General features: G+C 63.6%; 29 protein-coding genes and 1 tRNA gene. 16 read left to right on the top strand and 14 right to left on the bottom strand.

Annotation, left to right across the window (positions count from 1 at the left end; genetic code table 11):
* Together C100_RS0124525 and C100_RS33735 are read right to left on the bottom strand one after the other, a co-directional pair.
* The coding region (locus C100_RS0124525) for a hypothetical protein (protein WP_031309199.1) at positions 1 to 306 on the bottom strand (306 nt) is incomplete at its 3' end.
* Positions 303 to 1,424, bottom strand: a complete 1,122-nt coding sequence (locus C100_RS33735; protein WP_024019451.1) for a hypothetical protein — start codon at positions 1,422 to 1,424, stop codon at positions 303 to 305. The genes C100_RS0124525 and C100_RS33735, both read right to left, overlap by 4 nt.
* A 182-nt stretch (positions 1,425 to 1,606) precedes the next feature.
* On the opposite strand from C100_RS33735, the gene C100_RS33725 reads away from it, so the two are divergent.
* Positions 1,607 to 1,789, top strand: a complete 183-nt coding sequence (locus tag C100_RS33725) for a CsbD family protein (protein WP_024019450.1) — start codon at positions 1,607 to 1,609, stop codon at positions 1,787 to 1,789.
* A gap of 89 nt (positions 1,790 to 1,878) precedes the next feature.
* On the opposite strand, the gene C100_RS33720 is transcribed toward C100_RS33725, so the two are convergent.
* On the bottom strand, positions 1,879 to 3,246 hold the full coding sequence (locus tag C100_RS33720) for an alanine/glycine:cation symporter family protein (protein WP_024019449.1): 1,368 nt from the start codon (positions 3,244 to 3,246) through the stop codon (positions 1,879 to 1,881).
* Between the two features lie 95 nt (positions 3,247 to 3,341).
* Between C100_RS33720 and glmM the strand changes: the two genes are divergently transcribed.
* The 7 genes from glmM to C100_RS33685 all read left to right on the top strand — a co-directional run bounded on the left by glmM (position 3,342) and on the right by C100_RS33685 (position 9,006).
* On the top strand, positions 3,342 to 4,682 hold the full coding sequence (glmM, locus tag C100_RS33715) for a phosphoglucosamine mutase (protein ID WP_024019448.1): 1,341 nt from the start codon (positions 3,342 to 3,344) through the stop codon (positions 4,680 to 4,682).
* Complete coding sequence (locus C100_RS33710) at positions 4,679 to 5,179, top strand: cupin domain-containing protein (protein ID WP_024019447.1); 501 nt, start codon at positions 4,679 to 4,681, stop codon at positions 5,177 to 5,179. Before glmM ends, C100_RS33710 begins: the two co-directional genes overlap by 4 nt.
* Positions 5,172 to 5,396: a DUF1272 domain-containing protein gene (locus tag C100_RS33705; RefSeq protein ID WP_024019446.1), complete on the top strand. Its 225-nt coding sequence runs from the start codon at positions 5,172 to 5,174 to the stop codon at positions 5,394 to 5,396. Before C100_RS33710 ends, C100_RS33705 begins: the two co-directional genes overlap by 8 nt.
* A complete protein-coding gene (gene thiD, locus C100_RS33700) occupies positions 5,393 to 6,280 on the top strand; it encodes a bifunctional hydroxymethylpyrimidine kinase/phosphomethylpyrimidine kinase (protein ID WP_024019445.1) in 888 nt (295 codons plus the stop codon). The genes C100_RS33705 and thiD overlap by 4 nt, the downstream gene beginning before the upstream one ends.
* A complete protein-coding gene (locus tag C100_RS33695; protein ID WP_024019444.1) occupies positions 6,273 to 6,872 on the top strand; it encodes a ribonuclease HII in 600 nt (199 codons plus the stop codon). The genes thiD and C100_RS33695 overlap by 8 nt, the downstream gene beginning before the upstream one ends.
* Positions 6,873 to 6,968: 96 nt before the next feature.
* On the top strand, positions 6,969 to 7,628 hold the full coding sequence (locus C100_RS33690; RefSeq protein ID WP_052028254.1) for a L,D-transpeptidase family protein: 660 nt from the start codon (positions 6,969 to 6,971) through the stop codon (positions 7,626 to 7,628).
* Positions 7,629 to 7,737: 109 nt separating this feature from the next.
* Complete coding sequence (locus C100_RS33685) at positions 7,738 to 9,006, top strand: MFS transporter (RefSeq protein WP_024019442.1); 1,269 nt, start codon at positions 7,738 to 7,740, stop codon at positions 9,004 to 9,006.
* On the opposite strand, the gene C100_RS33680 is transcribed toward C100_RS33685, so the two are convergent.
* The 5 genes from C100_RS33680 to betI form a co-directional block, all read right to left on the bottom strand.
* Positions 9,003 to 9,551 carry a pseudouridine synthase gene (locus C100_RS33680; protein WP_024019441.1) on the bottom strand — a complete coding sequence of 183 codons (549 nt, stop codon included), beginning with the start codon at positions 9,549 to 9,551 and terminating at the stop codon, positions 9,003 to 9,005. The two genes, C100_RS33685 and C100_RS33680, sit on opposite strands and share 4 nt — an antisense overlap.
* Positions 9,552 to 9,555: 4 nt before the next feature.
* Positions 9,556 to 10,704, bottom strand: coding sequence for a cupin domain-containing protein (locus C100_RS33675; protein ID WP_024019440.1), 1,149 nt, complete (start codon positions 10,702 to 10,704; stop codon positions 9,556 to 9,558).
* Between the two features lie 250 nt (positions 10,705 to 10,954).
* Positions 10,955 to 12,535, bottom strand: a complete 1,581-nt coding sequence (ahpF, locus tag C100_RS33670) for an alkyl hydroperoxide reductase subunit F (protein ID WP_024019439.1) — start codon at positions 12,533 to 12,535, stop codon at positions 10,955 to 10,957.
* 188 nt (positions 12,536 to 12,723) lie between these two features.
* On the bottom strand, positions 12,724 to 13,287 hold the full coding sequence (gene ahpC / locus C100_RS33665) for an alkyl hydroperoxide reductase subunit C (protein ID WP_024019438.1): 564 nt from the start codon (positions 13,285 to 13,287) through the stop codon (positions 12,724 to 12,726).
* Between the two features lie 145 nt (positions 13,288 to 13,432).
* Positions 13,433 to 14,068 (bottom strand): transcriptional regulator BetI, encoded by a 636-nt coding sequence (gene betI, locus C100_RS33660; protein ID WP_024019437.1) that lies wholly within the window; start codon positions 14,066 to 14,068, stop codon positions 13,433 to 13,435.
* 128 nt (positions 14,069 to 14,196) lie between these two features.
* Here betI and C100_RS33655 point away from each other — a divergent pair, with 128 nt between their 5' ends.
* The 4 genes from C100_RS33655 (at position 14,197) to mltG (ending at position 17,820) form a co-directional block, all read left to right on the top strand.
* Positions 14,197 to 14,673 carry a hypothetical protein gene (locus C100_RS33655; RefSeq protein ID WP_031309198.1) on the top strand — a complete coding sequence of 159 codons (477 nt, stop codon included), beginning with the start codon at positions 14,197 to 14,199 and terminating at the stop codon, positions 14,671 to 14,673.
* Positions 14,674 to 15,120: 447 nt separating this feature from the next.
* Complete coding sequence (locus C100_RS33650; protein WP_007689016.1) at positions 15,121 to 15,354, top strand: acyl carrier protein; 234 nt, start codon at positions 15,121 to 15,123, stop codon at positions 15,352 to 15,354.
* 179 nt (positions 15,355 to 15,533) lie between these two features.
* Entirely contained in the window at positions 15,534 to 16,793 is a 1,260-nt protein-coding gene (fabF, locus tag C100_RS33645; RefSeq protein WP_024019433.1) for a beta-ketoacyl-ACP synthase II, read from the top strand.
* A gap of 28 nt (positions 16,794 to 16,821) precedes the next feature.
* Positions 16,822 to 17,820 (top strand): endolytic transglycosylase MltG, encoded by a 999-nt coding sequence (mltG, locus tag C100_RS33640; RefSeq protein ID WP_024019432.1) that lies wholly within the window; start codon positions 16,822 to 16,824, stop codon positions 17,818 to 17,820.
* Here mltG and C100_RS33635 read toward each other — a convergent pair whose 3' ends face one another.
* Positions 17,821 to 18,243 carry a hypothetical protein gene (locus C100_RS33635; RefSeq protein ID WP_024019431.1) on the bottom strand — a complete coding sequence of 141 codons (423 nt, stop codon included), beginning with the start codon at positions 18,241 to 18,243 and terminating at the stop codon, positions 17,821 to 17,823.
* 84 nt (positions 18,244 to 18,327) lie between these two features.
* Here C100_RS33635 and C100_RS33630 point away from each other — a divergent pair, with 84 nt between their 5' ends.
* Positions 18,328 to 18,855, top strand: coding sequence for a 2'-5' RNA ligase family protein (locus tag C100_RS33630; RefSeq protein ID WP_024019430.1), 528 nt, complete (start codon positions 18,328 to 18,330; stop codon positions 18,853 to 18,855).
* A 14-nt stretch (positions 18,856 to 18,869) separates the two neighbouring features.
* Here C100_RS33630 and C100_RS33625 read toward each other — a convergent pair whose 3' ends face one another.
* Positions 18,870 to 20,096: an NAD(P)/FAD-dependent oxidoreductase gene (locus C100_RS33625; protein WP_024019429.1), complete on the bottom strand. Its 1,227-nt coding sequence runs from the start codon at positions 20,094 to 20,096 to the stop codon at positions 18,870 to 18,872.
* A gap of 311 nt (positions 20,097 to 20,407) precedes the next feature.
* Here C100_RS33625 and C100_RS47860 point away from each other — a divergent pair, with 311 nt between their 5' ends.
* Positions 20,408 to 21,103 (top strand): tyrosine-type recombinase/integrase, encoded by a 696-nt coding sequence (locus tag C100_RS47860; RefSeq protein ID WP_235219050.1) that lies wholly within the window; start codon positions 20,408 to 20,410, stop codon positions 21,101 to 21,103.
* Here the strand turns inward: C100_RS47860 and C100_RS33615 are convergent.
* Both C100_RS33615 and C100_RS33610 read right to left on the bottom strand, forming a co-directional pair.
* Positions 21,078 to 21,272, bottom strand: a complete 195-nt coding sequence (locus C100_RS33615) for a helix-turn-helix domain-containing protein (protein ID WP_024019427.1) — start codon at positions 21,270 to 21,272, stop codon at positions 21,078 to 21,080. The genes C100_RS47860 and C100_RS33615 overlap by 26 nt on opposite strands.
* Positions 21,269 to 21,484 (bottom strand): helix-turn-helix transcriptional regulator, encoded by a 216-nt coding sequence (locus C100_RS33610; protein WP_021316615.1) that lies wholly within the window; start codon positions 21,482 to 21,484, stop codon positions 21,269 to 21,271. Before C100_RS33610 ends, C100_RS33615 begins: the two co-directional genes overlap by 4 nt.
* Before the next feature lie 550 nt (positions 21,485 to 22,034).
* On the opposite strand from C100_RS33610, the gene C100_RS33605 reads away from it, so the two are divergent.
* Both C100_RS33605 and C100_RS33600 read left to right on the top strand, forming a co-directional pair.
* On the top strand, positions 22,035 to 22,340 hold the full coding sequence (locus tag C100_RS33605) for a type II toxin-antitoxin system RelB/DinJ family antitoxin (RefSeq protein ID WP_021316614.1): 306 nt from the start codon (positions 22,035 to 22,037) through the stop codon (positions 22,338 to 22,340).
* Positions 22,337 to 22,630, top strand: a complete 294-nt coding sequence (locus C100_RS33600) for a type II toxin-antitoxin system RelE/ParE family toxin (RefSeq protein ID WP_024019424.1) — start codon at positions 22,337 to 22,339, stop codon at positions 22,628 to 22,630. The genes C100_RS33605 and C100_RS33600 overlap by 4 nt, the downstream gene beginning before the upstream one ends.
* A 235-nt stretch (positions 22,631 to 22,865) precedes the next feature.
* Here the strand turns inward: C100_RS33600 and C100_RS48750 are convergent, their stop codons facing one another.
* Positions 22,866 to 23,021, bottom strand: a complete 156-nt coding sequence (locus tag C100_RS48750; protein WP_024019423.1) for a hypothetical protein — start codon at positions 23,019 to 23,021, stop codon at positions 22,866 to 22,868.
* A gap of 430 nt (positions 23,022 to 23,451) precedes the next feature.
* Positions 23,452 to 23,528: transfer RNA gene (locus tag C100_RS33595), tRNA-Met, on the bottom strand.
* Positions 23,529 to 23,551 lie beyond the last annotated feature (23 nt).

Raw genomic sequence — 23,551 nt, 5'->3', positions numbered from 1 at the left:
CGGCTCGCGGGATAGCGCCGCCGCCACGATCACCGGCGTCAGCCCGCCCGGCTCCCGCTGATTGGGATTGGCGCCCTGTGTCAGCAGCCGGTCGACCTTCGCGCTGTCGTCGCACAGGATCGCCTGGGACAGGGGCGACAGACCGTCGGGATAATAGCCGAACGCATTTTCGATGACGGCGCGATCATCTGACGACATCCTGCTGCAACCTCCCGCGTGGGCGCCCGACATGTCCGTCGACGCCCCCGATCCGTCGCAGGCCAGCAGCGTCATGGCAAGCGCCGGCAGGATGGACAGGCGCTTCAACGCGCCTCCCGGATGGCAGTGTTCGTCTGGTGCAGCAGGCCGCCGATCACGCTGATCAGGCCATGCTCGTCACTGCTATTCGCGCTCGACCGCAGCCCGTCATTGGCCGACCAGCTAAGTTCGCGCGAGGGCAGTTCCGTCGTCGGCGCCCGTTCCAGTCCGAAAAAGCGATTGCTGCCCGCCACCGGATCTCCATCCACCACATAGGATCGGACATGCGCGTCCAGTCCTTCGCGGCTGATAGCATAGCGGTCGAACAGCCCTTCATGCAAACCCAGCGGATTGAACACGGTCGCCGGCTTGCCAAGCTGCGCGCCCTGCAATGACGCGAGCGCCCCGCCCAGCGAATGGCCGCTGAAGGCGACCTTGCCGCCGGTCGCTTCGGACACCGCGTCGGCATTGACCAGCGCCAGGTCGGCCTGTCGGGTCTTGTGACCGAACATCAGCGCGCCGTTGGTCGATCCGTCCGGCGATCCGCGCACTATGCCCCAAGGCGCCCAGCCATCGTCGGTGCCCCGGTTCACCACGATATAGGTGTCGCTTTCGCTGTCGTGATACACGCGCGAATAAAAGCCGGCCCGGTCGTCTCGTGCCGTGAAACCGGGGAATTTCCGTTCCGCTCCCGCATCGGAAAGGGCGGTGAAGCCGCGCGGCAGGAGCGACGAAATGCTCTGATCTTCATAGACATCGATATTGAGCAGGGCGAGTTCGCCCACATTCTGCAAATCGGCGCGCGCGGCGCGCTCGGCTGCGGGAAGGTTGTCGGCCTGCAATGCGGCGCGATTGCCATCCAGTTCGCGGCGGAAGGCCGTGCCGATCTCGATCCGTTCCTCGCGCGACAGTCCGCCGCCACCCGCCTGCAATGCCGCGCCCAGCGCCTCGGCCCGCGCCATCTCGCCCTGTTCCACCGGACTCATGCGGCCGTCCAACTCGGCGCGCACGGCCTCGCCCAGCGCTGGATCGCCCTCGCTCAGCTCATGCAGCGTCTGCGCCACGTCGCTGGCGTCGCCGCCATTGCGCAATGCGGACAGCAACCCGTCGGCAATCCGGCCCGCGCCCGATGATTGTATCGTGGCGGCCCCGTCATTGCGTCCGGTCGTCTCGATGGCTGCGAACATGATGCTCTCCGGGGAAATACGCCCCAGCTTTGTACGCAGCCCGCGCGCGATCCGAACTAGTCGGAGCGCCTATCGCCGCTAGTCGATGCGACTAGGGATTGTTTGTTGCGGGTGCGTTCCAGAGGCAACCTTTGTAGCGCGCGGTGAGTTGAACAAGCTGATTGTAACGCAGGAGATCGACCATGGGTGAAGCAACCGATAAGCTGAAGGCCGCTGGCAACAAGGCTGCCGGCGCCGTCAAGGAAGGCATTGGCAAGGCGACCGACAATGAACGTCTGGAAGCCGAAGGCAAGGCGCAGAAGGCCAAGGGCGCTGCGCAGAACGTAGCCGGGTCGGTCAAGGGCGCGCTTGGCGACGACATCTGAGCATAGCCGCCTGATGTAAGAAAAAGGCCTCGTTCCGGCAGGAGCGGGGCCTTTTTGCTTGGCTGTGCTGGTCCGTGGCGCTTTCGACGTCAGAGCGCCTTTGCGAGATAATCCCGCACATCGCGCCGCAACTCGCCGGCGCACAGATAGAGCGCGATGACATTGGGGATCGCCATCAGGAAGAAGCTGGAATCGACGATGCCGACGACGCGTCCCAGGTCGATTGCGGCGGCCGGGGGCAGGGCGACGACATAGAGGATCTTGTAGGTCCATTGCGCCCTGGGTCCGTGCCCGAACAGATAGCCCCATGCCTGCAAGCCATAAAAGCCCCAGGCGACCAGCGTGGAATAGGCGAAGAGGAACACCACCACCGCCAACAGCCAGGGGAACCACGGGGACACCTGGGCGAAGGCGGCCGATGTGATCGCGATCCCCTCCAGCCCGCCATCCCACGTCCCAGCGACGACCAGCGCCAGCCCACCGAGCGCGCAGACGATCATCGTCCCCAGCAACGGTTCCAGCAGCGCGACCATACCTTCCGATACCGGATGTTTCGCCCGCGCCAGGCTGTGCGCCATCACCGCCGACCCGACGCCCGCCTCGCTGGCGAAGACCGCGCGCCGCATCCCGGCGACAAAGGCGCCGACCGCGCCGCCAGTCGCGGCATCGCCGCTCCACGCGCTGTTCCAGATCAGCGCCAGCGCGCCGGGAATGGCATCGACATGCAGGATCAGGATCGCCAGCACGCCGATCAAATAGACCGCGACTTTGAGCGGGGTGAGCCGCTTGGCAACCTCGCCCAGCCAGGCCGCGCCGCCCAGCGTCACCAGCGCCACCGCGCCCGCCAGGAATACGCCATAGGCCCATCCGTTGGACAGGCCCGTCACCACCTTCACCTGCGCGAAGCTCTGGTTGACCTGCACCATCGGGATCGCCCCGAACAGGGCGAAGAACGCATAGGCCCCGCCCAGCGCCAGCCCCAGCTTTGGCCAGCCCCGCGCCGCGCCCACGGCCTTGAGCACATACATGGGTCCGCCATGGACATGGCCGCGATCGTCGAACACCCGATATTTGAGGCCCAGCGTGACCTCCGCCATCTTCACCGTCATCGCGAACCAGCCGATGATGAACATCCACAGGATCGCGCCCGGCCCGCCCATGGTCAGCGCCACCGCGACGCCCGCGATATTGCCCAGGCCAATCGTGCCGGACAAGGCGGTGGACAGCGCTGCCCATTGGCTGACATCGCCCTTCGCCTCGCCCTCATGCGGCTGGGTCTTGAGGATGCGGATAGCCCGTCCGACCTGCGTCACATTGGGAAAGCCCAGCCATAGCGTGAAGAACAGCATCGGCAGCGCCAGATAGAGGACGATCAGTTCGATCTGGGCGCCAAACAGCGGCAACTTGAAAAACACGGCGTTCGACAGGCCATCGACAAAGGCGTTGAAATTTTCCATGCCCGCCCGATGCCGCCCGACGGGTGGAAAGTCGATCAAAGATTGCTATGGACCGATGAGGTTAGACTCTTCGGCCCCCAAGCGGCGAGGGACATGTGAGCAGGCAATATTTCGGCACCGACGGCATTCGCGGGCGCACCAACCAATGGCCGATGACGCCTGACCTGGCGATGAAGGTCGGCATGGCGGCGGGAACGCATTTTCAGCGCGGCAGCCATCGCCATCGCGTCGTGATCGGCAAGGACACTCGCCTGTCGGGCTATATGGTGGAAAATGCGCTGGTCGCGGGCTTTACCGCGGTCGGCATGGACGTGGTCCAGTTCGGCCCGATCCCGACGCCCGCCGTGGCCTTGCTGGCGCACTCGATGCGCGCGGACCTGGGCGTGATGATCTCGGCCAGCCATAATCCCTATTATGACAATGGCATCAAGCTGTTCGGCCCGGACGGCTACAAACTGTCCGACGATAATGAACTGAAGATCGAGGCGCTGTTGTCGCAGGATATTCCGCTCGCCGCTTCAAAGGATATCGGCCGCGCCCGCCGCGTCGAGGATGCGCGCGGCCGTTATATCCATGCGGTCAAGTCGAGCTTTCCCGCCGATCTGCGACTGGACGGGCTCAAGATCGTGGTCGATTGCGCCAATGGCGCCGCCTATCAGGTCGCGCCGTCCGCTTTCTGGGAACTGGGCGCCACGGTTGTCGCGATCGGCGTCACGCCCAATGGCACCAACATCAATGACGGCTGCGGATCGACCGCGCCGATGCTGCTTCAGGAAACCGTGGTGTCGTCCGGCGCGGACATTGGCATCGCGCTGGACGGTGACGCCGATCGGCTGATCGTGGTGGATGAACAGGGCAAAATCGTCGACGGCGATCAGATCATGGCGCTGATCGCGGCGAATTTCGCGCGCGAAGGCACGTTGCGCGGCGGCGGGCTGGTCGCCACGGTCATGTCGAACCTTGGCCTGGAACGGTTCCTTTCGGACCAGGGCATCGCTCTGGAGCGGACCAAGGTCGGGGACCGCTATGTGCTGGAAAGAATGCGGGAGGGCGGCTTCAATCTGGGCGGCGAGCAATCGGGCCATATGATCCTGTCCGACTATGCCACGACCGGCGATGGGACGGTCGCCGCGTTGCAGGTGCTGGCCGCGCTGGTCCGATCGGGCAAACCCGCCAGCGAGACGCTGCATCAGTTCGATCCGGTGCCGCAATTGCTCAAAAATGTTCGCTTCTCCGGCGGCAAGCCGCTGGAGCATGACGATGTGAAGCGGGTCATCGCGCAGGCGGAGGCGGAACTGAACGGCGCGGGCCGTCTCGTCATCCGCCCATCGGGCACCGAGCCGGTGATCCGCGTCATGGCCGAAGGCGACCGCGAGGATCAGGTGCGCGACGTGGTCGACCGCATCTGCGCCGCCGTGGAAAAGGCCGCGGCATGACCGGGCCGGTCATCAACCTCGACGAACTGATGTTCGACGATGTCGAGGAAAATGGCCGCTTCACCTCGCAGCGCGCCTTCATCGGCAGCCGCATCGGCGCGCGCGATCTGGGCTATAATCTGACCGTCCTGCCGCCGGGCAAGGTGCAGTGTCCTTTCCACAGCCATTCGGGAGAAGAGGAGATGTTCTTCATCCTGGAGGGGGAGGGCGAACTGCGCTTTGGCGACGAGCGCTATCCGCTGCGTCCCAATGACGTGGTCGCTTGTCCGACTGGCGGCGCGGAGGTCGCGCACCAGATTTTGAACACCGGCACCCGCGACCTGCGCTATCTCGCCGTCTCCACCCTGGTCGATGTCGAAGCGTGCATCTATCCCGATTCGGGCAAGCTGTCGGTCGTTGCCGGCCGCCCCGGCGAGCGCGGGCTGCGCCACCTGTTCCGGGCCGCCGATGCGGTCGATTATTATGATGGTGAGGAAGGTTGCGCGCCCGATGCTTGAGATGCGCCCCGATTGCGAACGCTGCGGCGTCGATTTGCCGGCCGACGAACCCGGCGCGTTCATCTGTTCGTTCGAATGTACCTGGTGCGCGCCCTGCGCCGAAGCGCTGGATGATCGCTGCCCCAATTGCGGCGGCGAACTGATGGATCGCCCCAGCCGCGTCGGCAAGGCGCTGGCCGGCAACCCCGCCTCGACCGAGCGCAGATATAAAGCATGACGCTGCCCCGCATCCTTATCATCGCCGGCTCCGACAGCGGGGGCGGCGCAGGCATCCAGGCGGACCTCAAGACCGTCACCCTGTTGGGCGGCTACGGCATGACCGCCGTCACCGCCATCACCGCGCAGAACACGCTGGGGGTGCAGGGCGTCCATCCGATCCCCACCGACATGGTGCTGGCGCAGATGGAAAGCTGCATCAGCGACATCGGCGTCGATGCGGTGAAGATCGGCATGATCGGTTCGGCGCATACCGCTGCTGCGGTAGCGGACCGGCTGGCGCGGCTGCGCGAAGTCCCGATCGTCTTCGATCCGGTGATGGTCGCGACCAGCGGATCGCTGCTGGCCGATGATGCGACTGTGGCGGCGTTTGAAAAACTGATGCAGGTCGCGACGGTCATCACGCCCAATGTTCCTGAATTGCAGGCGCTGACCGGCATGACGATCGACGACGTCGACGCGCTGGAGGTCGCAGGACAGGCGCTGCGCGATCGCACCGGGGCCATCATCTTGGCCAAGGGCGGGCATCTGCCGCAGCAGGCGGAGGACGACCGCCCGCTGATCCATGACTTGCTGATCGATGACGACATGGTTGCCGATTATTCGGTCCAGCGGGTCGAGACCCGCAACAGCCACGGCACCGGCTGCACCCTGGCAAGCGCGGTGGCGACCGGGCTGGGCGGGGGGCTGTCGTTGGCCGACGCGGTCGATCGGGCCGAAGCGTTTGTCGCGGCCGCCCTTGCCGCCGCGCCCGACCTTGGGCGGGGCCATGGTCCGATGGGCCATGCGCTGGGCCTGACGCCCTTCTATCATCTGCTTGCCGCCAAAAATGGCGATGGCTGGGACGCGGCGGCCTTCGCTGCGCGCTATTGCGACCATGCCTGATTTCGTCCACGAACTGCGCCATCATCCCGGTCTGGTCGCCGGGGTGGACGAGGCGGGCCGGGGACCGCTGGCCGGTCCCGTGGTCGCTGCCGCCGTCATCCTGCGAGCGCAGGATTGCCCTGACGGCCTTAACGACAGCAAGCAACTGACCTCCAAGCGTCGGGCCGCGCTTGAAATCGAGATCAAGGCGCGTGCGCTTTGCTGGGGCGTCGGCGTCGCCAGCGTGGAAGAAATCGACCAGATCAATATCCTCTGGGCGACGATGCTGGCCATGACCCGCGCGGTCGAGGCGCTCGGCCATGATTGCGCCCATGTGCTGGTCGACGGCAATCGCTGCCCGCAATGGCGCTGGGCCTCGACCGCCATCGTGGAGGGCGACGCCAAATGCCTGTCGATCGCGGCTGCATCCATTCTCGCCAAGGAAGAACGCGACCGGATGATGATCGCGGCGGCGCTCGACCATCCCCATTATGGTTGGGAAACCAACAAGGGTTATGGCAGCGCGAAGCATCTGGCCGCCTTGCGCGAACATGGCCCAACCCCGCTGCACCGCCGCAGCTTTGCGCCTGTGGCGCAGTTGAGCCTGCTTTAACGCCTGCCGTTCGGTGACATGTCCCAAGCCGGGACCGCGCCTGCCGGGCCGCACAGACAGGCTGGCGTTCGCGCATACCATGGTTAATAAAGGCTTATGCATAGGTCTTTGCTGTTCCTCCTCGCGTCCCTGTTCGCGCTTGTCCCATCGGCGCGGGCGCAGATTGGGGCGGAAGTCGCGCTTGCGCCGGGCGGCTATCGCTGGCTGGAGGATGCGACGACCGGAGACCCCGGCGGTCCGATCTATCTGATCATCAGCATCGAGAAGCAGCGGGTTCATGTCTATCGCGGCGACCGGCTGATCGGCATGGCGGCGGTGTCCACCGGGATGAAAGGCCATCGCACCCCGACCGGCGATTTTCCGATCCTGCAAAAGCGGCAATGGCACCGCTCCAACCTCTACAGCAATGCGCCGATGCCCTTTATGCAGCGGCTGACCTGGGACGGGATCGCGCTCCATGCCGGGCATGATCCGGGCTATCCCGCCAGCCATGGCTGCATCCGTATGCCCTATGCCTTTGCGCGACAGCTGTTCGCGCTCACCCGGATCGGCACGCTGGTCGAAGTGACGCAGGCGCGGCTCAGCGCGGCGTTGAAGCTGGACCCGCTGGTGGTGAGCGACCGCGGCAGCACGGTGGTCAGCTTCGGGTCCGGCCTTGGTGACAATATCCTCCCGCCGCCGCCGCTTTTCATGGAAGATGACGTGCCGATGCTGGAAATCGACCCGGCCATCTTCACGCCGCGATTGCGTCGATAAATATTTCAGGTTTGCAATTGGGGACGGCCCCCGCAGGCCGTCCCGAAACATTTGCCCTTTCCGGGCTTTCTCGACAGGGTAGCCGATCCGAACGGGGAAGGGAGCATTGATGCAGGCCAGCCGCATGTCCAACCGATCGCTGGCCGTAGCGACCCTGTCCACCATCGTCGAATGGTATGACTTCACCCTCTATCTGTATCTGGCCACCCTGTTGTCGCGCACCTTCTTCGGCGGCGGCGCGGCCGGTCTGGGGGAGGCGCTGGCCGGTTTCGCCGTGGCCTATGCGATGCGGCCGCTTGGCGCGATCGTCTTCGGTCATGTCGGGGACCGCTATGGCCGCCGGCTGACGATGCTGGCTTCGATGGGGATGATGACCGCCGCGATGCTGGCGACCGCGCTGCTGCCGACGCAGGCGCAGGCCGGCCCGGCGGCGGGCTGGATGCTGCTGGCGCTGCGCTGCCTCATGGCCTTTTCGGTTGGCGGCGAATATACCGGCGTCGTCGCCTATCTGATGGAAGGCGCGCCGGCCGAGCGGCGCGGGCTCATCACCTCGCTGGCCTCGGCGGCGAGCGAAGTGGGCGCATTGCTGGCGGCCGGGATCGCCGCGATCACTGTCGCCTCGCTCGATCAGACCAGCCTTTTGTCCTGGGGATGGCGCATCCCCTTCTTCTTCGGTGCAGGCTTGGCGGGTCTGATCTTGCTTGCCCGATCGACGATGGAGGAATCCCCGGACTTCCGTCGTCAGCAGGCGATGGACAGCGTACCGCGCCATCCGCTCCGCCACAGCCTGCGCCATCATCGCGCGGCGATCGGGCGGGGGTTCGCCATATCGGCGTTGGGCTCCATCACCTATTATGTCGGCATTACCTATGTGCCCAGCTTCCTGACCGCCACCGACGCGATGGCCGAAGGGGAGGCGCTGTGGCTCTCCACCGCGGCGGCGCTGGCGGTGATTCTGGTCACGCCGCTCACCGGGCTGCTGGCGGATCGGGTGGGGCGGCGGCCGGTGCTCATCATGCTGGGTTTGGCGGGGGCGGTCCTGCCGCTGCCGATGTTTCTGTTGATGACGCATGGCCATGGCGCGGCGCTGCTCGGCGCGGTCCTGCTCGCCTGCCTGGGCGGCGGGGTCAGCGCCGTGGGCGCCGTCACCACGGCCGAGCAATTCCCCGGCGAAGGCAGACTTTCCGGCCTCGCCTTCGGCGCCACCACCGCCACCGCGCTGTTCGGCGGCCTGACGCCGTGGCTCGCCCATATGTTGATCGAACGGACCGGCTGGACCCTGGTGCCCGGCGCGATGATCGTGCTGGTGGCGCTGGGCGTGCTGCCGATATTGCTTGCCTTGCCGGAAACCGCGCCGATGCGACGGTTGTCGCGTTAAACCCGCACTTCGCGCCATTCGCCCGGTTGCAGGCCATCGATGCTCCAGTCGCCAATGCGCCAGCGCACCAGCCGCAGCGTCGGATGACCGACCGCCGCCGTCATCCGGCGCACTTGCCGGTTGCGGCCTTCACGGATGGTGAGGCTGATCCAGCCATCGGGCACCGTCTTGCGAAAGCGCACCGGCGGATCACGCGGCCAAAGCGCCGGGTCGTCGATCCGCTCCACCTGCGCCGGCAGGGTCGGTCCGTCCTTCAGCGTCACGCCTTTGCGCAACCGATCCAGCGCATCGTCCTGCACGTCGCCCTCGACCTGCGCCAGATAGGTTTTCGGCGTCTTGAAACGTGGGTTGGAAATCCGCGCCTGCAACCGGCCGTCGTCGGTCAGCAGCATCAACCCCTCGCTGTCCAGGTCCAGCCGGCCCGCCGGATAGACGCCGGGCACGTCGATATAGTTGGATAGTGTCACCCGCTCCGCCCCGATGCTGCGGTCGGTGAACTGGGTCAGGACATTATAGGGTTTGTTGAACAGGATCAGCCGGGCCATGGCGTCAATCCTCATCCTCTTCATCGTCGATCATCAGGCTGCCCTGATTGACCAGCGCGACCAGCAATTCCATCGCTTCGGCCATCGACGGATCGAGCGCGAGACGATCCTCCGCGCAAATCCGTTCCGCCAGCGCGGCCGGGATGCCAGCACATGGGAAGGCATTGCCGTCGGCGAATAGCAGCAATCCGTCCGCCTCTCGCAGAAAAGCCAGGCGACTGGCCGGATTGCGCAGCAGCACCGCGCCTTCCCCGGCCAGCGCCGCCAGATCCGCGACCGTGACCGGTTCCTCCGGTCGCCAGTCGGCCTCGGCATATTTGGGCGTGCTGTTATGCTGGCCGAACCAGCGGGCAAAGGCGTCGCGGTCCAGCAGCTTCTCGATCGTCATGGCGTGCAGCCGATCGATCGCCGACGGCGCGATCTCGCCCGGATGGGCCGCGGCCTTGATGTCGGGGTCGGCATACCGGTCCTCGTCGGGCATCATATCGGCCAAATGCTCGGCCCACTCGATCAGCAGGTCGGCGCGCGACGGCGCGCGAAAGCCGATCGAATAGGTCATGCAGTCCTCGCCCACGGCCACGCCGTCATGCGCAAAGCCCGGCGGAACATAGAGCATATCGCCCGGCTCCAGCACCCATTCGTCCGTCGCCTCGAAATTGGCGAGCAGGCGCAAATCGGCGTGCGGGCGCAGCGGCGTCGTCTCGTCGCACTGCGCGCCCACGCGCCAGCGCCGCTTGCCCAGCCCTTGAATCAGGAACACGTCATATTGGTCGAAATGCGGCCCCACGCCGCCGCCGTCGCTGGCATAGCTGACCATTACATCGTCGATGCGCCAGTTGGGGATGAAGCGGAACGGGTCGAGCAGCGCCGCCACATCGGGCGCATAATGATCGACCGCTTGCACCAGTAGCGTCCAGGGCGCAGCGCCCAGCGTGGCGAAACGATCCTCGGCAAAGGGGCCATGGTCCAGCGCCCAGCTATCGCCCGACTGGACGACCAGGCGCGACTCGATCCCCTCCTCGCAGGCCAGCCCCGCCAGTTCGTCCGGCTCCAGCGGGTTGCGCCATGCGCTCCACGGATTGCGGATCAGCAGCGGCCGTTTCTGCCAATAGTCACGCAGGAAGCGGTCGGCGTCGAAATCGGTAAGCTGCATGAATACTCGCGCGATTGAAGGAGGGCGCAACGGCTTTGCCTGCCGCAGGGGGCGCTGTCAAAGCGGGCGAGACATGAAGTGGCCGGGATGAATTGGTCGGACCGTCTGCTTCTGTTGATTTTGATCGGGGTGACGGAATGGAGCTTGCAGACCGCCTGATCCGGGCACGCCGTCGCCGCTCCGACGCAAAGGAAAGCGGCCGACCCGTAACAGGATCGACCGCTCCGTTTTCCCCGCTCAGGGATTTCGATCAGGCGGCCTGCGCCGCTTCTTCGCTGGCCGGCAGGCGGATCAGATAGTCGAAGGCGGAAAGTGCCGCCGTCGAACCGGCGCCCATCGCAATCACGATCTGCTTGTAGGGCACGGTGGTGCAATCGCCCGCCGCGAAGATGCCCGGCTGGCTGGTTTCGCCGCGCGCGTCGATCTCGATCTCGCCACGCGGCGACAGGGCGATCGCGTCCTTCAGCCATTCGGTGTTGGGGACCAGACCGATCTGCACGAAAATGCCTTCCAGCTCGACATCATGCTCGGTGCCGCTGTTGCGGTCCTTGTAGGAAAGCCCCGTCACCTTCTCGCCATTGCCGTCCACCTTGGTGGTCAGCGCCGATGTGATGATCTTCACATTGGGCAGGCTGGCGAGCTTGCGCTGCAACACGGCGTCGGCACGCAGCTGGCTGTCATATTCGATCAAGGTCACATGGGCGACAATGCCGGCCAGGTCGATGGCCGCCTCGACGCCGCTGTTGCCGCCGCCGATCACCGCCACGCGCTTGCCCTTGAACAGCGGACCGTCGCAGTGCGGGCAATAAGCGACGCCCTTGTTGCGATATTCCTCTTCGCCCGGCACGCCCATCTGGCGCCAGCGCGCGCCGGTGGACAGGATCACGGTCCGCCCCTTCAGCGATGCGCCATTGTCCAGCACGACTTCATGATAATCACCCTCGATCCGGGCCGGGATCAGCTTCGCGGCCTTTTGCAGGTTCATGATCTCGACGTCATAATCCTTGACGTGGTTCTCCAGCGCGGCCGCCAGCTTCGGTCCTTCGGTGCGGCTGACCGAGATGAAATTCTCAATGTCCATCGTGTCGAGCACCTGGCCGCCGAAGCGCTCCGCCGCAACACCGGTGCGGATGCCCTTGCGCGCCGAATAGATGGCTGCCGCCGCGCCGGCCGGTCCGCCGCCGATCACCAACACTTCGAAGGGGTCTTGCGCCTTGATCTTCTCGGCCGCGCGGGCTTCGGCGCCGCTGTCGATCTTGGCCACGATCTGTTCCAGTTCCATGCGACCCTGGCCGAATGCTTCGCCGTTCAGGAAGATGCTGGGCACCGCCATGATCTTGCGCGCCTCGACCTCTTCCTTGAACAGCCCGCCATCAATGGCGACATGGCTGATCCGTGGGTTGAGCACGCTCATCAGGTTCAGCGCCTGCACCACGTCGGGACAATTCTGGCACGAGAGCGAGAAATAGGTTTCGAAGGCATAATCGCCCTCCAGCCCCTTGATCTGTTCGATCAGGTCCTGCGCGGCCTTCGACGGATGGCCGCCGACCTGAAGCAGGGCCAACACCAGCGATGTGAATTCATGCCCCATCGGCAGGCCCGCGAAGGTCACGCCAATGTCGGTCCCGACCCGGCGAATCATAAAGCTGGGCTTGCGGCTGTCATTGCCGGTTGCGACGCTCACCTTGTCCGACAGCTCGGCGATCTCGGTCAGCAATTCGTTCAGTTCGCGGGACTTTGCGCCTTCATCCAGCGACGCCACCAGCTCGATCGGCTGCGTGATGTTCGCCAGATAGCTTTTCAGCTGTCCCTTGAGATTTGCGTCCAACATGTCTGTCTGGCTCCGTGGAATGAAGACGGGCCGCCGCCGATCGGGGGACATGCGGCGGCCCGTCCCGGGGATGGTGCGACCCAAAAGCCCCGGAATGAATAAGGATTATTCTATATTGGGTCGAAAGGTCCGCCGGGTTTCCTGCGTTGCAGGCGACCCGGCGGCCGTTCGGAACGCTGCTGCGCTCCTTAGATCTTGCCGACCAGGTCGAGCGACGGGGCGAGCGTGTCCGCGCCTTCTTCCCACTTGGCGGGGCAGACTTCACCGGGGTGGCTGGCCCAGTACTGGAGCGCCTTCACCTTGCGGAGCAGTTCGGCCGCGTTGCGGCCCACGCCCTCGGGGGTGATTTCGACCAGCTGGATAACGCCTTCGGGATCAAGCACGAAGGTGCCACGGTCGGCAAGGCCAACACCTTCGCGCAGGACGTCGAACTGGTTCGACAGCGCGTGATTCTGGTCGCCCAGCATATAATAGTTGATCTTGCCGATCGCCGGCGAGGTGTCGTGCCAGGCCTTGTGGCAGAAATGAGTGTCGGTCGACACCGAATAGACTTCCACGCCCATATTCTGGAGGGTGGGGTAGATGTCGGCCAGGTCTTCCAGCTCAGTGGGGCACACGAAGGTGAAGTCGGCGGGGTAGAAGAAGAAGACTGCCCACTTGCCCTTCACATCGGCATCGGTGACGTCGACGAACTTGCCTTCCTTGTAAGCGGTGGCCGTGAACGGTTGCAGGGGGGTGTTGATGAGAGCCATAGGCTGTCCATTTCCTCGCATTGAATGTTGCAGTTGCGAAGACCCATGTAGGGATGCGCGCGATTCGGGGGAAATTGGTTTTCTCGGATGCGTTAAGTGAGAAAAGCGATTACCGCTTAGCGCATTGATCGAACGGCTCGTCCTGTCATCCAAGCAACCGCTGCATCGCCTCTTCCACCATCCTCTGCGCTTCTTCCGGGGAAAAGGTCGAGCGATCGAGGCAGAGTTCCAGCCATAGGCCATCGACCAGCGCGGTCAGGCTGATCGCCGCGATGCGACGCTGCGCCGGGTCGAGCGCGGGGGCGGCATCGCGCAGCAGCGCCTCGAGTTGTTCGCGCGATCCGCCATAGACCTGGGCATGGACCGCGGCGATTTTGGGGTCGGACTTTACCAGGCTCCAGAAAGCGATCCATGTGGCGAGCAAGTCCGGGTCGAGCACTGGCGGCCGGAAATTGGCCTGAAGGCAGGCGCGCAGCCGGTCGTGCGGATCATCCCCCGCCGCTTCCACCGCGGCGTCGAGCGCCGCCGACACCTTGGCGCCGACCTCGCCATAGGTCGCCAGGATGAGGGCGTCGACGCCGTCGAAATAATGGGTCAGCAAACCCGACGAGACACCGGCGCGGGCGCAAATGGCGCGGACCGATGTCCCGCCCACGCCTTTTTCCGCCAGGCAGCGGGCGGTCGCGTCGATCAGCGCCTGCCGCCTGACATCGGGCGTTTCCCGCACGAAGCGCGCTCGGCTGCGCGCGCCTTCGGCCTTTTTCTCCCTGACACCGGTCATTTTCTTTTCCCTCCGAGCGATCGTCTTTGGGCCTGGCCGGCGAATGTGGCAAGTCGCTGGCGGACGGAAAGGGATCGAAGACGGCGTCCATCGGTTCGATGGCATATAGCGAGACAGGAGATGAACCCATGATGCGCCTTCCTTCCCCCTCATGGGGCCTGACGGGCCTTGCGGCGGCGGTGCTGCTGTCTGCGGGTTGTGCCAAGCAATCCGGTCAGGACAATGCCGCCAATGATGCGGGAGCGCCAACCGCCACGATGGAGAATATCGATGACCCCGACGCGCTGGGGTCGGCCGCCGAACGGGTCGGCCGCTTGCCCACCGACGACTGGGTCGGGCGCTGGAACGGGCCGGAAGGGCTGTTTCTCGACATCCAGCCCTCATCCGACGGGGAGCCGGGTCATTACGCCATCACCAACAAGGATAATCTGGACCGGCAGAACGATTATAGCGGGATCGCTGAGGGATCGACGATCCGCTTCGTCCGCGACGGCAAGGATCTGGCGATCCGGCCGGGCAGCGGTGACGAAACCGGCTTCAAATATCTGGCGGGCAAGCAGGATTGCCTGATCGTCGTGCCGGGGCAGGAGGGCTATTGCCGCTGACCCCGCCTCATGGCCAACGGGACCAGCCACAGAAGGAATGCGGGGAGGGCATCATGGGTCTGATTCTGGACCTCATGCTCGATCGGCCGGTCCCACTCAGGCGGCGTTTTGCCATGGCCAGCCATCTAGCCTGCGGCGCCGGCGCTGGAACAATCGGAGCCAGGCGACTCCAGCGTCCCCTGCGCGGTTCCGACCGGATAGATGATGTCGAGCAAGGCCGTGACCAGGACCGACATGGCGGCGATCCGCAGCCGCCGGCGGCTGAAATTTCGGTAAACGGTCCATTATTCGCCGGTCTTTTCCTTCGTTCCGGTCCCACGATCGATGCGGGGGGTGAAGGAAGGGGCTTGGCGGTCTTGCCTCTTGCCTCTATCGGGGCTTGGCTCTAGGGCATTGCCTTAACGGTTATTCAGAACCACCAATGATACCCAGTAAGAAGGACCACTCATGAGTGAGACCGCGGATCGCGTAAAGAAAATCGTCGTCGAGCATCTGGGCGTCGAAGCCGAAAAGGTGACCGAGGATGCCAGCTTCATCGACGATCTGGGCGCTGACAGCCTCGACATCGTCGAGCTGGTGATGGCGTTCGAGGAAGAATTCGGCGTCGAAATCCCTGACGATGCGGCTGAGAAGATCGCCACCGTCAAGGACGCTATCGATTATATCGACAGCAAGCAGTAAGGCGTTTTCCGGCCTGATCCCATCAGGGAAAGGCCGCGTTTACGCACAAGAGACGGCTCCTCCTGTCCGGTGATTCCGGAGCGCGGGGAGCCTTTTCATATTTGGCGCACCGTTCACAAGTGCGCTTCCAGTGGCTACATGGGCGGCATAAGGTCCATAGGGAATTTCGGAGCTAGGATATGCGTCGTGTCGTCGTAACCGGCCTTGGCATGGTCAGCCCGCTTGGCGGGGATGTGGAAACCAGCTGGAAGAACATCATCGCTTCCAGATCGGGTGCGGCCACGATCACGCGCTTCGACGCGACGGACTATAAGTGCCGTATCGCCTGCGAAGTGAAGCCCAAGGATCATGAATATGGCTATGATGCGTCGATCGACGTGGATCACAAGATCCAGCGTCAGGTCGACCTGTTCATCGTCTTTGGCATTTCCGCCGCCAGCCAGGCGCTGCGCGACGCCGGTCTCGACAATATGTCGGAAGCTGAGCGTCTGCGTGCCGGCTGTTCGATCGGGTCGGGCATCGGCGGCCTGCCGGGTATCGAAAGCGAATCGCTGGTGCTCGCCAACAAGGGGCCGAGCCGGGTGTCGCCGCACTTCGTCCATGGCCGGCTCATCAACCTGATTTCGGGGCAGGTCTCGATCAAATATGGCCTGATGGGCCCGAACCATGCCGTCGTTACCGCCTGTTCGACCGGCGCCCATTCGATCGGCGACGCCGCGCGCATGATCGCGATGGACGATGCGGACGTGATGCTGGCTGGCGGCGCGGAAAGCGCCATCTGCCCGATCGGCATTGCAGGCTTCGCCCAGGCGCGCGCGCTGTCGACCGCCTTCAACGATACGCCCGAAAAGGCGTCGCGTCCTTATGACGTCAACCGCGACGGCTTCGTCATGGGCGAGGGCGCGGGCGTGGTCGTGCTTGAGGAATATGAGCGGGCCAAGGCGCGCGGCGCGAAAATCTACGCCGAAGTTATCGGCTATGGTCTGTCGGGCGACGCCTACCATGTCACCGCCCCCCACCCGGAAGGTAGCGGCGGCTATCGCTCGATGGAAATGGCGCTCAAAAAGTCGGGCCTCCGTCTGGAAGACATCGACTATGTCAACGCGCACGGCACCTCCACCCCGCTGGGCGACGAACTGGAACTGGGTGCGGTCAAGCGCCTGTTCGGCGACCATCTGGGCTCCATGTCGATGAGTTCGACCAAGTCGGCGATCGGCCATCTGCTGGGCGGCGCTGGCGCGGTGGAGAGCATCTTCTGCATTCTCGCCATGCGCGACCAGATCGTGCCGCCCACGCTCAACCTCGACGAACCGAGCGAAAGCTGCAAGGGCGTGGACCTCGTCCCGCACGTCGCCAAGGAACGTAAGGTGCGCGCGGTGCTGAACAATTCGTTCGGCTTCGGCGGCACCAACGCCTCGCTCATCATGAAGGCGATTTAAAGCGACGATGGCGAGCTAGGCTGAACCCATGGCCCGGCGGTCCCGATCCAATCCCGTGCGGCGGGCCGGCTGCGTCGTCCTGCTGATCGGCCTGGCCGTCGCCGCCTTCATCGCCTTCCGCTTCGTGGCGGGCTGGACGGAAGCGGGGCCGGCGGCCAGAGAGGTGAGCATCACCGTGCCGGAAGGGGCGACCCTGTCCGACGCGGCGGTGTTGTTGAAGCAATCGGGCGCGGTGCGTTCCGCCGACGCCTTCCTGACACGGGCCAAGATTTTCGGCGGTTCCACGCCGATCAAGGCGGGGGAATTCATCGTCCCTGCCAAGGCGAGCAACAAGGACATCCTTGCCATCCTGCAAGGGGGCAAGACGCTTACCCGCCTCATCACCATACCGGAGGGGATGCCCTCCATCCTCGTCTATGAACGGCTGATGGCGAATGACCAGCTGACCGGCGACATCAAGGTGCCCGAAGAAGGCAGCATTCTTCCCGACAGCTATGCCTTCGACAAGGGCGAACCGCGCGCCGCCGTGGTCAAGCGAATGCAAGGGGCGATGGACCGGCTGCTCGCGAAGGCATGGGCCGAACGCGCGCCCGATCTGGTGGTGAAGTCCCCGCGCGAGGCGATCATCCTCGCCAGCATCGTCGAAAAGGAAACCGCGGTCCCCAAGGAGCGGCCGATGGTCGCGGGCGTCTACGCCAATCGCCTGCGCGCCAACATGATGCTCCAGGCCGATCCGACGATCATCTATCCCATCACCAAGGGAAAGCCGCTCGGCCGCCGTATCCGCAAGTCGGAAATCGCGGCGGTCAACGACTATAACACCTATTCCATGGTGGGGATGCCCAAGGGGCCGATCGCCAATCCCGGCCGGCTGTCGATCCTGGCCGTGCTGCACCCCGCGCAGACCAAGGCGCTCTATTTCGTCGCCGATGGAAAGGGCGGCCATATCTTCGCCGACACCTATCAGGAACATAATGAAAATGTGCGCAAATGGTTTGAGATCAGGCGCGCGCGCGGGGAATTATGATTATCTGAGCGCGCCCTTGGCGACCATGGAGCGCGCATAGACGAGCTGGACGACCGCGACGACGACGATGAAGGCCGGGAAGCCCGCCGCTACGACCAGGCCTTTTTGCGCGACCAGATCGGTCGCGCCCAACGTATAGCCGAACTGCACCAGCACCGCGATCAGCGAGACGAGGAACAGGGTGGCCGCCGCCGCCTTCTTCATCAGCAGCAGGATCGCGCCCAGCGTCCCCGCGCCGACCGCCACGGCGTAGACGACCCAGAGCCAGACCGGCATCGTCGCAAAAGCCTGCGCGGTGGCCGGATCGGTTTTGGCGAGTTGGTCAAGGTCGATCATATATTGCATGACGAAGGCCATGACCCCCATCAGATTCCAGAGCAGCAGGATGATGCCGATGATCAGCATGGAACGTGGTGCCGACATGAAGAGCCTCCCCCGGCCAGCGCCGAATCCCTGTGCGCGACCTTTTCGGCATCCTATAATAATGCGTGATGATACGATAGCGTCATGATCGCACCGCCCACTCAGCAGGCCGCAGCGCCCATCATCGTGACGGCATTGATGGGCGGATGCGATTTCGCCTGGGCCGATGGCCTGCGCCGCGCCCATTTTCCGTCTGAGCGCAACCATTTGCCCGCGCACATCACGCTATTCCATCATCTGCCGCCATCCTTGCTGGATGAAGTTGCGACCCGGCTGAAACGGCTTTGCGCCGGTCCGCCACCGACCGCGCGGCTGAGCGACGTCATGCTGTTGGGCAGGGGCGTCGCCTTTCGTATCGACAGCCCCGGCTTGCTGGCGATGCGCGCCGAACTGGCCGATGCGTTTGGCGGCCTGCTGACGCCGCAGGATCAGGCGCAGCCCCGGTTGCATGTCACGGTGCAGAACAAGGTCGCACCCGACGAGGCGAAGGCGTTGGCCGCCCGCCTGCGCGCCGACTTCCGCCCACGCCCGTTCTCGATCGCGGGCCTCGCCGCCTGGCATTATCGCGGCGGGCCATGGGAACTGGCGATGAAGGCGGCGTTCCGGGGCTGACTCCGCCTGCCCGATCAGGCCAGGCCCACTTCCTTGAGCGGCACGCTCGCGTCGGCCAGTTGGTCGACATCCAGCGCCGCGCCGGCCAGCACATGGGCGCGGCCCTGCACATAATCCTTCACCGCATTGACGCAGTCGAGCGCGATCACCTTGCCGCCTTTCAGATACACCACCGAAAAGCTGCGAGTGGCCGGATCGCCGCGCAGCACCGCCTGGTCGAAGCCGGTCGACAACCCCACGGTCTGGAGCTTCAGATCATATTGGTTCGACCAGAACCATGGCACCGCATTATAAGGCTCTTCCTTGCCCATGATGTGCGCAACCGCGGTCTTGGCCTGATCATTGGCGTTCTGCACCGATTCCAGCCGCATCGTCGCGCCGCCGGCAAAGCGGTTGGCATGGGCCGCGCAATCGCCCACGGCATAGATGTCGGGCAGCGAGGTGCGGCAATATTCGTCGACATCGACGCCGTTGCCGCCCACGGCGCCCGCCGCGATCAGCGGGCCGGTTTCGGGAATGATGCCAATGCCCACTATGACCATGTCGGTTTCGATCCGCTCGCCATCGTCCATCAGCACGGCGGTCGCCTTGCCGTCCTGCACCTCGATGCAATCCATCTTCGCGCCGGTGCGCAGATCGACGCCATGGGCGCGATGCTCGGCCTCGTAGAAGCGGGAGAGAGGCTCGCCCGCGACACGCGCCAGCACCCGGTCGAGCGCTTCCAGCAACACCACCGTCTTGCCAAATTTGCTGAGCACCGCCGCGGCTTCAAGGCCGATATAGCCGCCGCCGACGATAGTGACATGATGGACGCTGTCGATCTTCGCCATCATCGCGTCGACATCGTCGCGCCGCCGCACGGCATGGACATTGGCAGCGTCGGCGCCATTGCAGGTCAGCATCCGGGGAGAGCCGCCAGTGCACCAGATCAGCTTGCCATAGCCGATTTCTTCATCGCCCACTTTGACGAACTTGCCCACCGGATCGACGCTCTTGACCCGCTTGCCCAGCAGCATATCGATATTGCGTTCGCCCCAGAAAGCCGCCGGGCGGATCAGGATGCGATCGAAGCTCTTGTCGCCGGCGAAATATTCCTTCGACAGCGGCGGGCGTTCATAGGGTGGGTCTTTTTCGTCGCCGATCATGCCGACCGACCCTTCAAAGCCGAGTTGCCGCAGCGAAATCGCCGCCTGCGCCCCGGCATGGCCGGCTCCCACGATCAGAACGTCATAATAGCTCATCCGCCCGATATCCTCTTTTATCCCCTGTTTGCCACGCTGATTGGCGCGCTTTGCCGGGGGAGGCAAGGACGATATGCATCGGTGGGGTGATAAAATGGTAGCGGAGGAGGCGCTAAAACTTTCGTATCAGGCAGGTTCAGAGCGTCCCCAAGCCCACTGTAAAATCAGCGATTTATATTGCAGTATGTTCGCGGTCGGTCGCCCTCATTTGCCTGAATCCACATCGAAATGTGGGAACGAAAGTGGGACGATTTTTTGCCTCATAATGTGGGAACCGAGGCGAAAAATTCCCTAACAGGGAACCAAACCCGATGACACTGACAACTTTGAAAGTAAAAAACGCGAAACCCGGCAGGCATACCGATAGCAGAGGTCTTTGCCTGCTCGTGAAAGACAGCGGCGCGCGCACATGGGTTTTGCGAATGCAGAGAAACGGGCAACGCCGTGACTACGGGCTGGGATCAGCGTTGGACGTATCGCTAGCCGAGGCACGCGAAGCAGCAACAGCGTTACGCCGCCGTGTTCGAGAGGGCTTCGATCCAGTCGCCGAGCGTCGGAAGGCGCGAAAGATCGTGCCCAACTTCGAAGCCGCGACTCGAATTTGTCATGAGACGCTGCGCGAAGGCTGGAACGGTGGACATCACGCAAAGTGGCTGTCCAGCTTCGAAAAGCACGTCTTCCCTAAAATCGGCAAGAAGCCGGTAGGCCAAGTGGACAGCGCCTGCGTGGTCGAGGCGCTTGCGCCAATCTGGCTCGAAATACCGGAAACCGCCCGCCGCATCCTCCAGCGCATCAGCGTCGTTCTGGATTTTGCGCACGTCAAGGGATGGGTGCCGGAGGAAGTGTCACTCCGCTCCGTTCGGAAAGGGCTTCCTCGCCAGAACGACAAGCGCGGTCATATGGAAGCCATGCCCTATGCGGACGACCGTACAGATCCACAGAACGGCAAGGGGAAGGACGCCTCAGGAACGGCGTCCGACCCTACAGCGCTCCGCGTTGCCGCCTAACCAAATCGTGCAGGCTGGCGGTGGTGATACGGGTGGCCTTGCCAAGCTTTACCGTTTCGACCTCGCCAGCCGCGATCAGTTCATAGAGCTTGGTGCGACCGACGCCGATCATGCGCGCCGCTTCATTGACGCGGACGCAGATTGGATCGGGGGGCGGGAGCGGGGTCATTGGGCATGGCTCCCGGCCCGTTCCTCGCGATAGCTGACAGGATCGGCCATCCAGCGTTCGACGGACGACTCCCGCCAGCCAGCGCCATGAACGCTGATTCTGATTTGAGCGGGAAACGTCCCGTCCGCGATCTTGCGGTAAAGGGTTGAACGGGAAAGCCCGGTGCGGGCCAGAACGGTCTTCAATCGGATGATACGATCGGTGTTGGACATCGACTTATTCCATACATGCGCCAGTTATACCTTTCCCCCATGAGAGTTGGACAATGCGGGCCGTCCCTCAGCCCGCAAGGGGCAATCGGCGCGCATAGGACTATGGCGGGCCTACGGCGGCAAATGTCGAGGATCGGCGGGGATTTCGCGCATGTCGCGGCGATAGCGGATCATCGGTGGCCCCAGGCGGCAAGCGGCGGTCGCCTTTTGCCGGGATTGGACGAGGCGGTGCCTTGCAAGGGCAAGCAGCGGGCGCTTAGCCCGTGAAATGATAGCAATCGACCTGTTCGAGTCGCACGCCATGGCGGACCTCTTGTTGACGACCCGCCAAGCCGTCTTGCGCTATGCCTCCGGTGCGTATGCTGTCTCGCATTTTCCTGGCGCGCAAGGGGATAGGAAATAGAGTTCCGGAAGTAGGCACTATACTGCCGCTTTCGGCATTTCAGTGCCGATTTGTACATTCTGGTGGCACTCAAACCACGGTGATTTGCGGTTTCCTGATGGTAATTGTCATGCGATTGAATTACATAAATGCCGAAGGAGTGATCCCATGGCCAATAATGCCCTGATTCAGACACGCATCGATTCGGACGTAAAGGACCGCGCCTCCGCCGTGTTCGAGCGGATGGGGCTTACGGTATCAGACGCCGTTCGCATTCTTCTGACCCGCACCGCACGCGAGGGCGTTGCCCCCATGGAACTGCTGGTGGAGCGGCAAGCCTATGACCAGTGGTTCCGGGCGCGAGTGCAGGAGGCGCTGGACGATGACCGGCCCGACATTGACGACGCCGAGGTTTCGGCGCGATTTGCTGAGCTTCGCGCGAACGCGCGAAAGGGCATCAAGCCGGTGCAATGAAACTCGCTTGGTCCAATCGGGCGACGACTGATCGTCTGGCGATATTCATCTGGATTGCCGAGGATAATCCGCAAGCTGCCGCCGATGTGGACGATCGGATCGAGGCAGCAGCGCAGCGCCTCAAAGACTTTCCGAATAGCGGGCGTCCGGGCCGGATCGAAGGCACGCGCGAATTGGTGATCGCGCGCACGCCCTATATCGCACCTTACCAGATCATCGGGGATACCGTGCGCGTCCTCCGCGTAATCCATGGTGCGCGCATGTGGCCCCACGACCTTCCCCAAGAGTAAAAACCGCTGAACGCTGCCGAGATTGGCCGATTGTGGACAGACCGTTTTCCGCTTCTCCGCCCGGATAGCAGCCATTGGCCCCCGCCGCCTGTGCGAACTGGAGAGAGCCGAGGCGAAACTTCGGACCACCAGACGCGAATAGGCGCGCCTCTTATGCGGCGTACAGAGAATTTTCACGCAATCGTATAGGCAATTTGTCCCCAATAAAGCATTGTAGATCAGTTACTTAGACGATTCACACGGAGGGGAATTTCAGGCCGAACAACAGCTTCAGGAGGCTTTCGATGAGCTTGCGATAGTCTTCCACCTGCCGGTCGCTGATCGGTACAGTCGTGCGCTCATGGATCAATTGATTCCGTAGGCCGTAATAGAAATCCGCCTTCGTAGCCATGGCCGCCCCAGCGCGACATGTTTATACTCCGCCGCATCCATGTTGCCGCGAAGCTTGTCAGCCGCAGCCCAAAGAGGAGCCTCAAATGCGCGAGAATTCGGCTTTTCTGGCACCGTCGCGACTTTCCTTGGTCGTCCACGAGCCATTTCAACATTCCCCAGTTACGACAAGTTAGGCGGTCCCTATTCGCCGGGCAGAACAATTCCAAGCCTAGACGATAAAATCTATCTTCCCAATAGGAAGATCTCCTCGGCCCGTTGGAGAGGCATCACTTTCTGGCGTAGTCCGAGCCAGATCTAATGGGGGACGTCGCCCCGCCTTGTGCCGAATCATACCATCCCAACTCACATAAAAAGTGGGAACAAAAGTGGTCTGCGATTGATTCAGGGGCAAACTTATCGTTCAAAAACAACATGATAAACCCCTTGAATGGTAGCGGAGGAGGGACTTGAACCCCCGACACGCGGATTATGATTCCGCTGCTCTAACCAGCTGAGCTACTCCGCCCCAATGGGCCTCGCCGGGCGCTT

The sequence above is a fragment of the Sphingobium sp. C100 genome (assembly GCF_000508185.1).
Classification (GTDB): domain Bacteria; phylum Pseudomonadota; class Alphaproteobacteria; order Sphingomonadales; family Sphingomonadaceae; genus Sphingobium.
The sequence above is the reverse complement of the archived record's forward strand: the minus strand, read 5'-3'. Positions and strand labels throughout refer to the sequence as shown.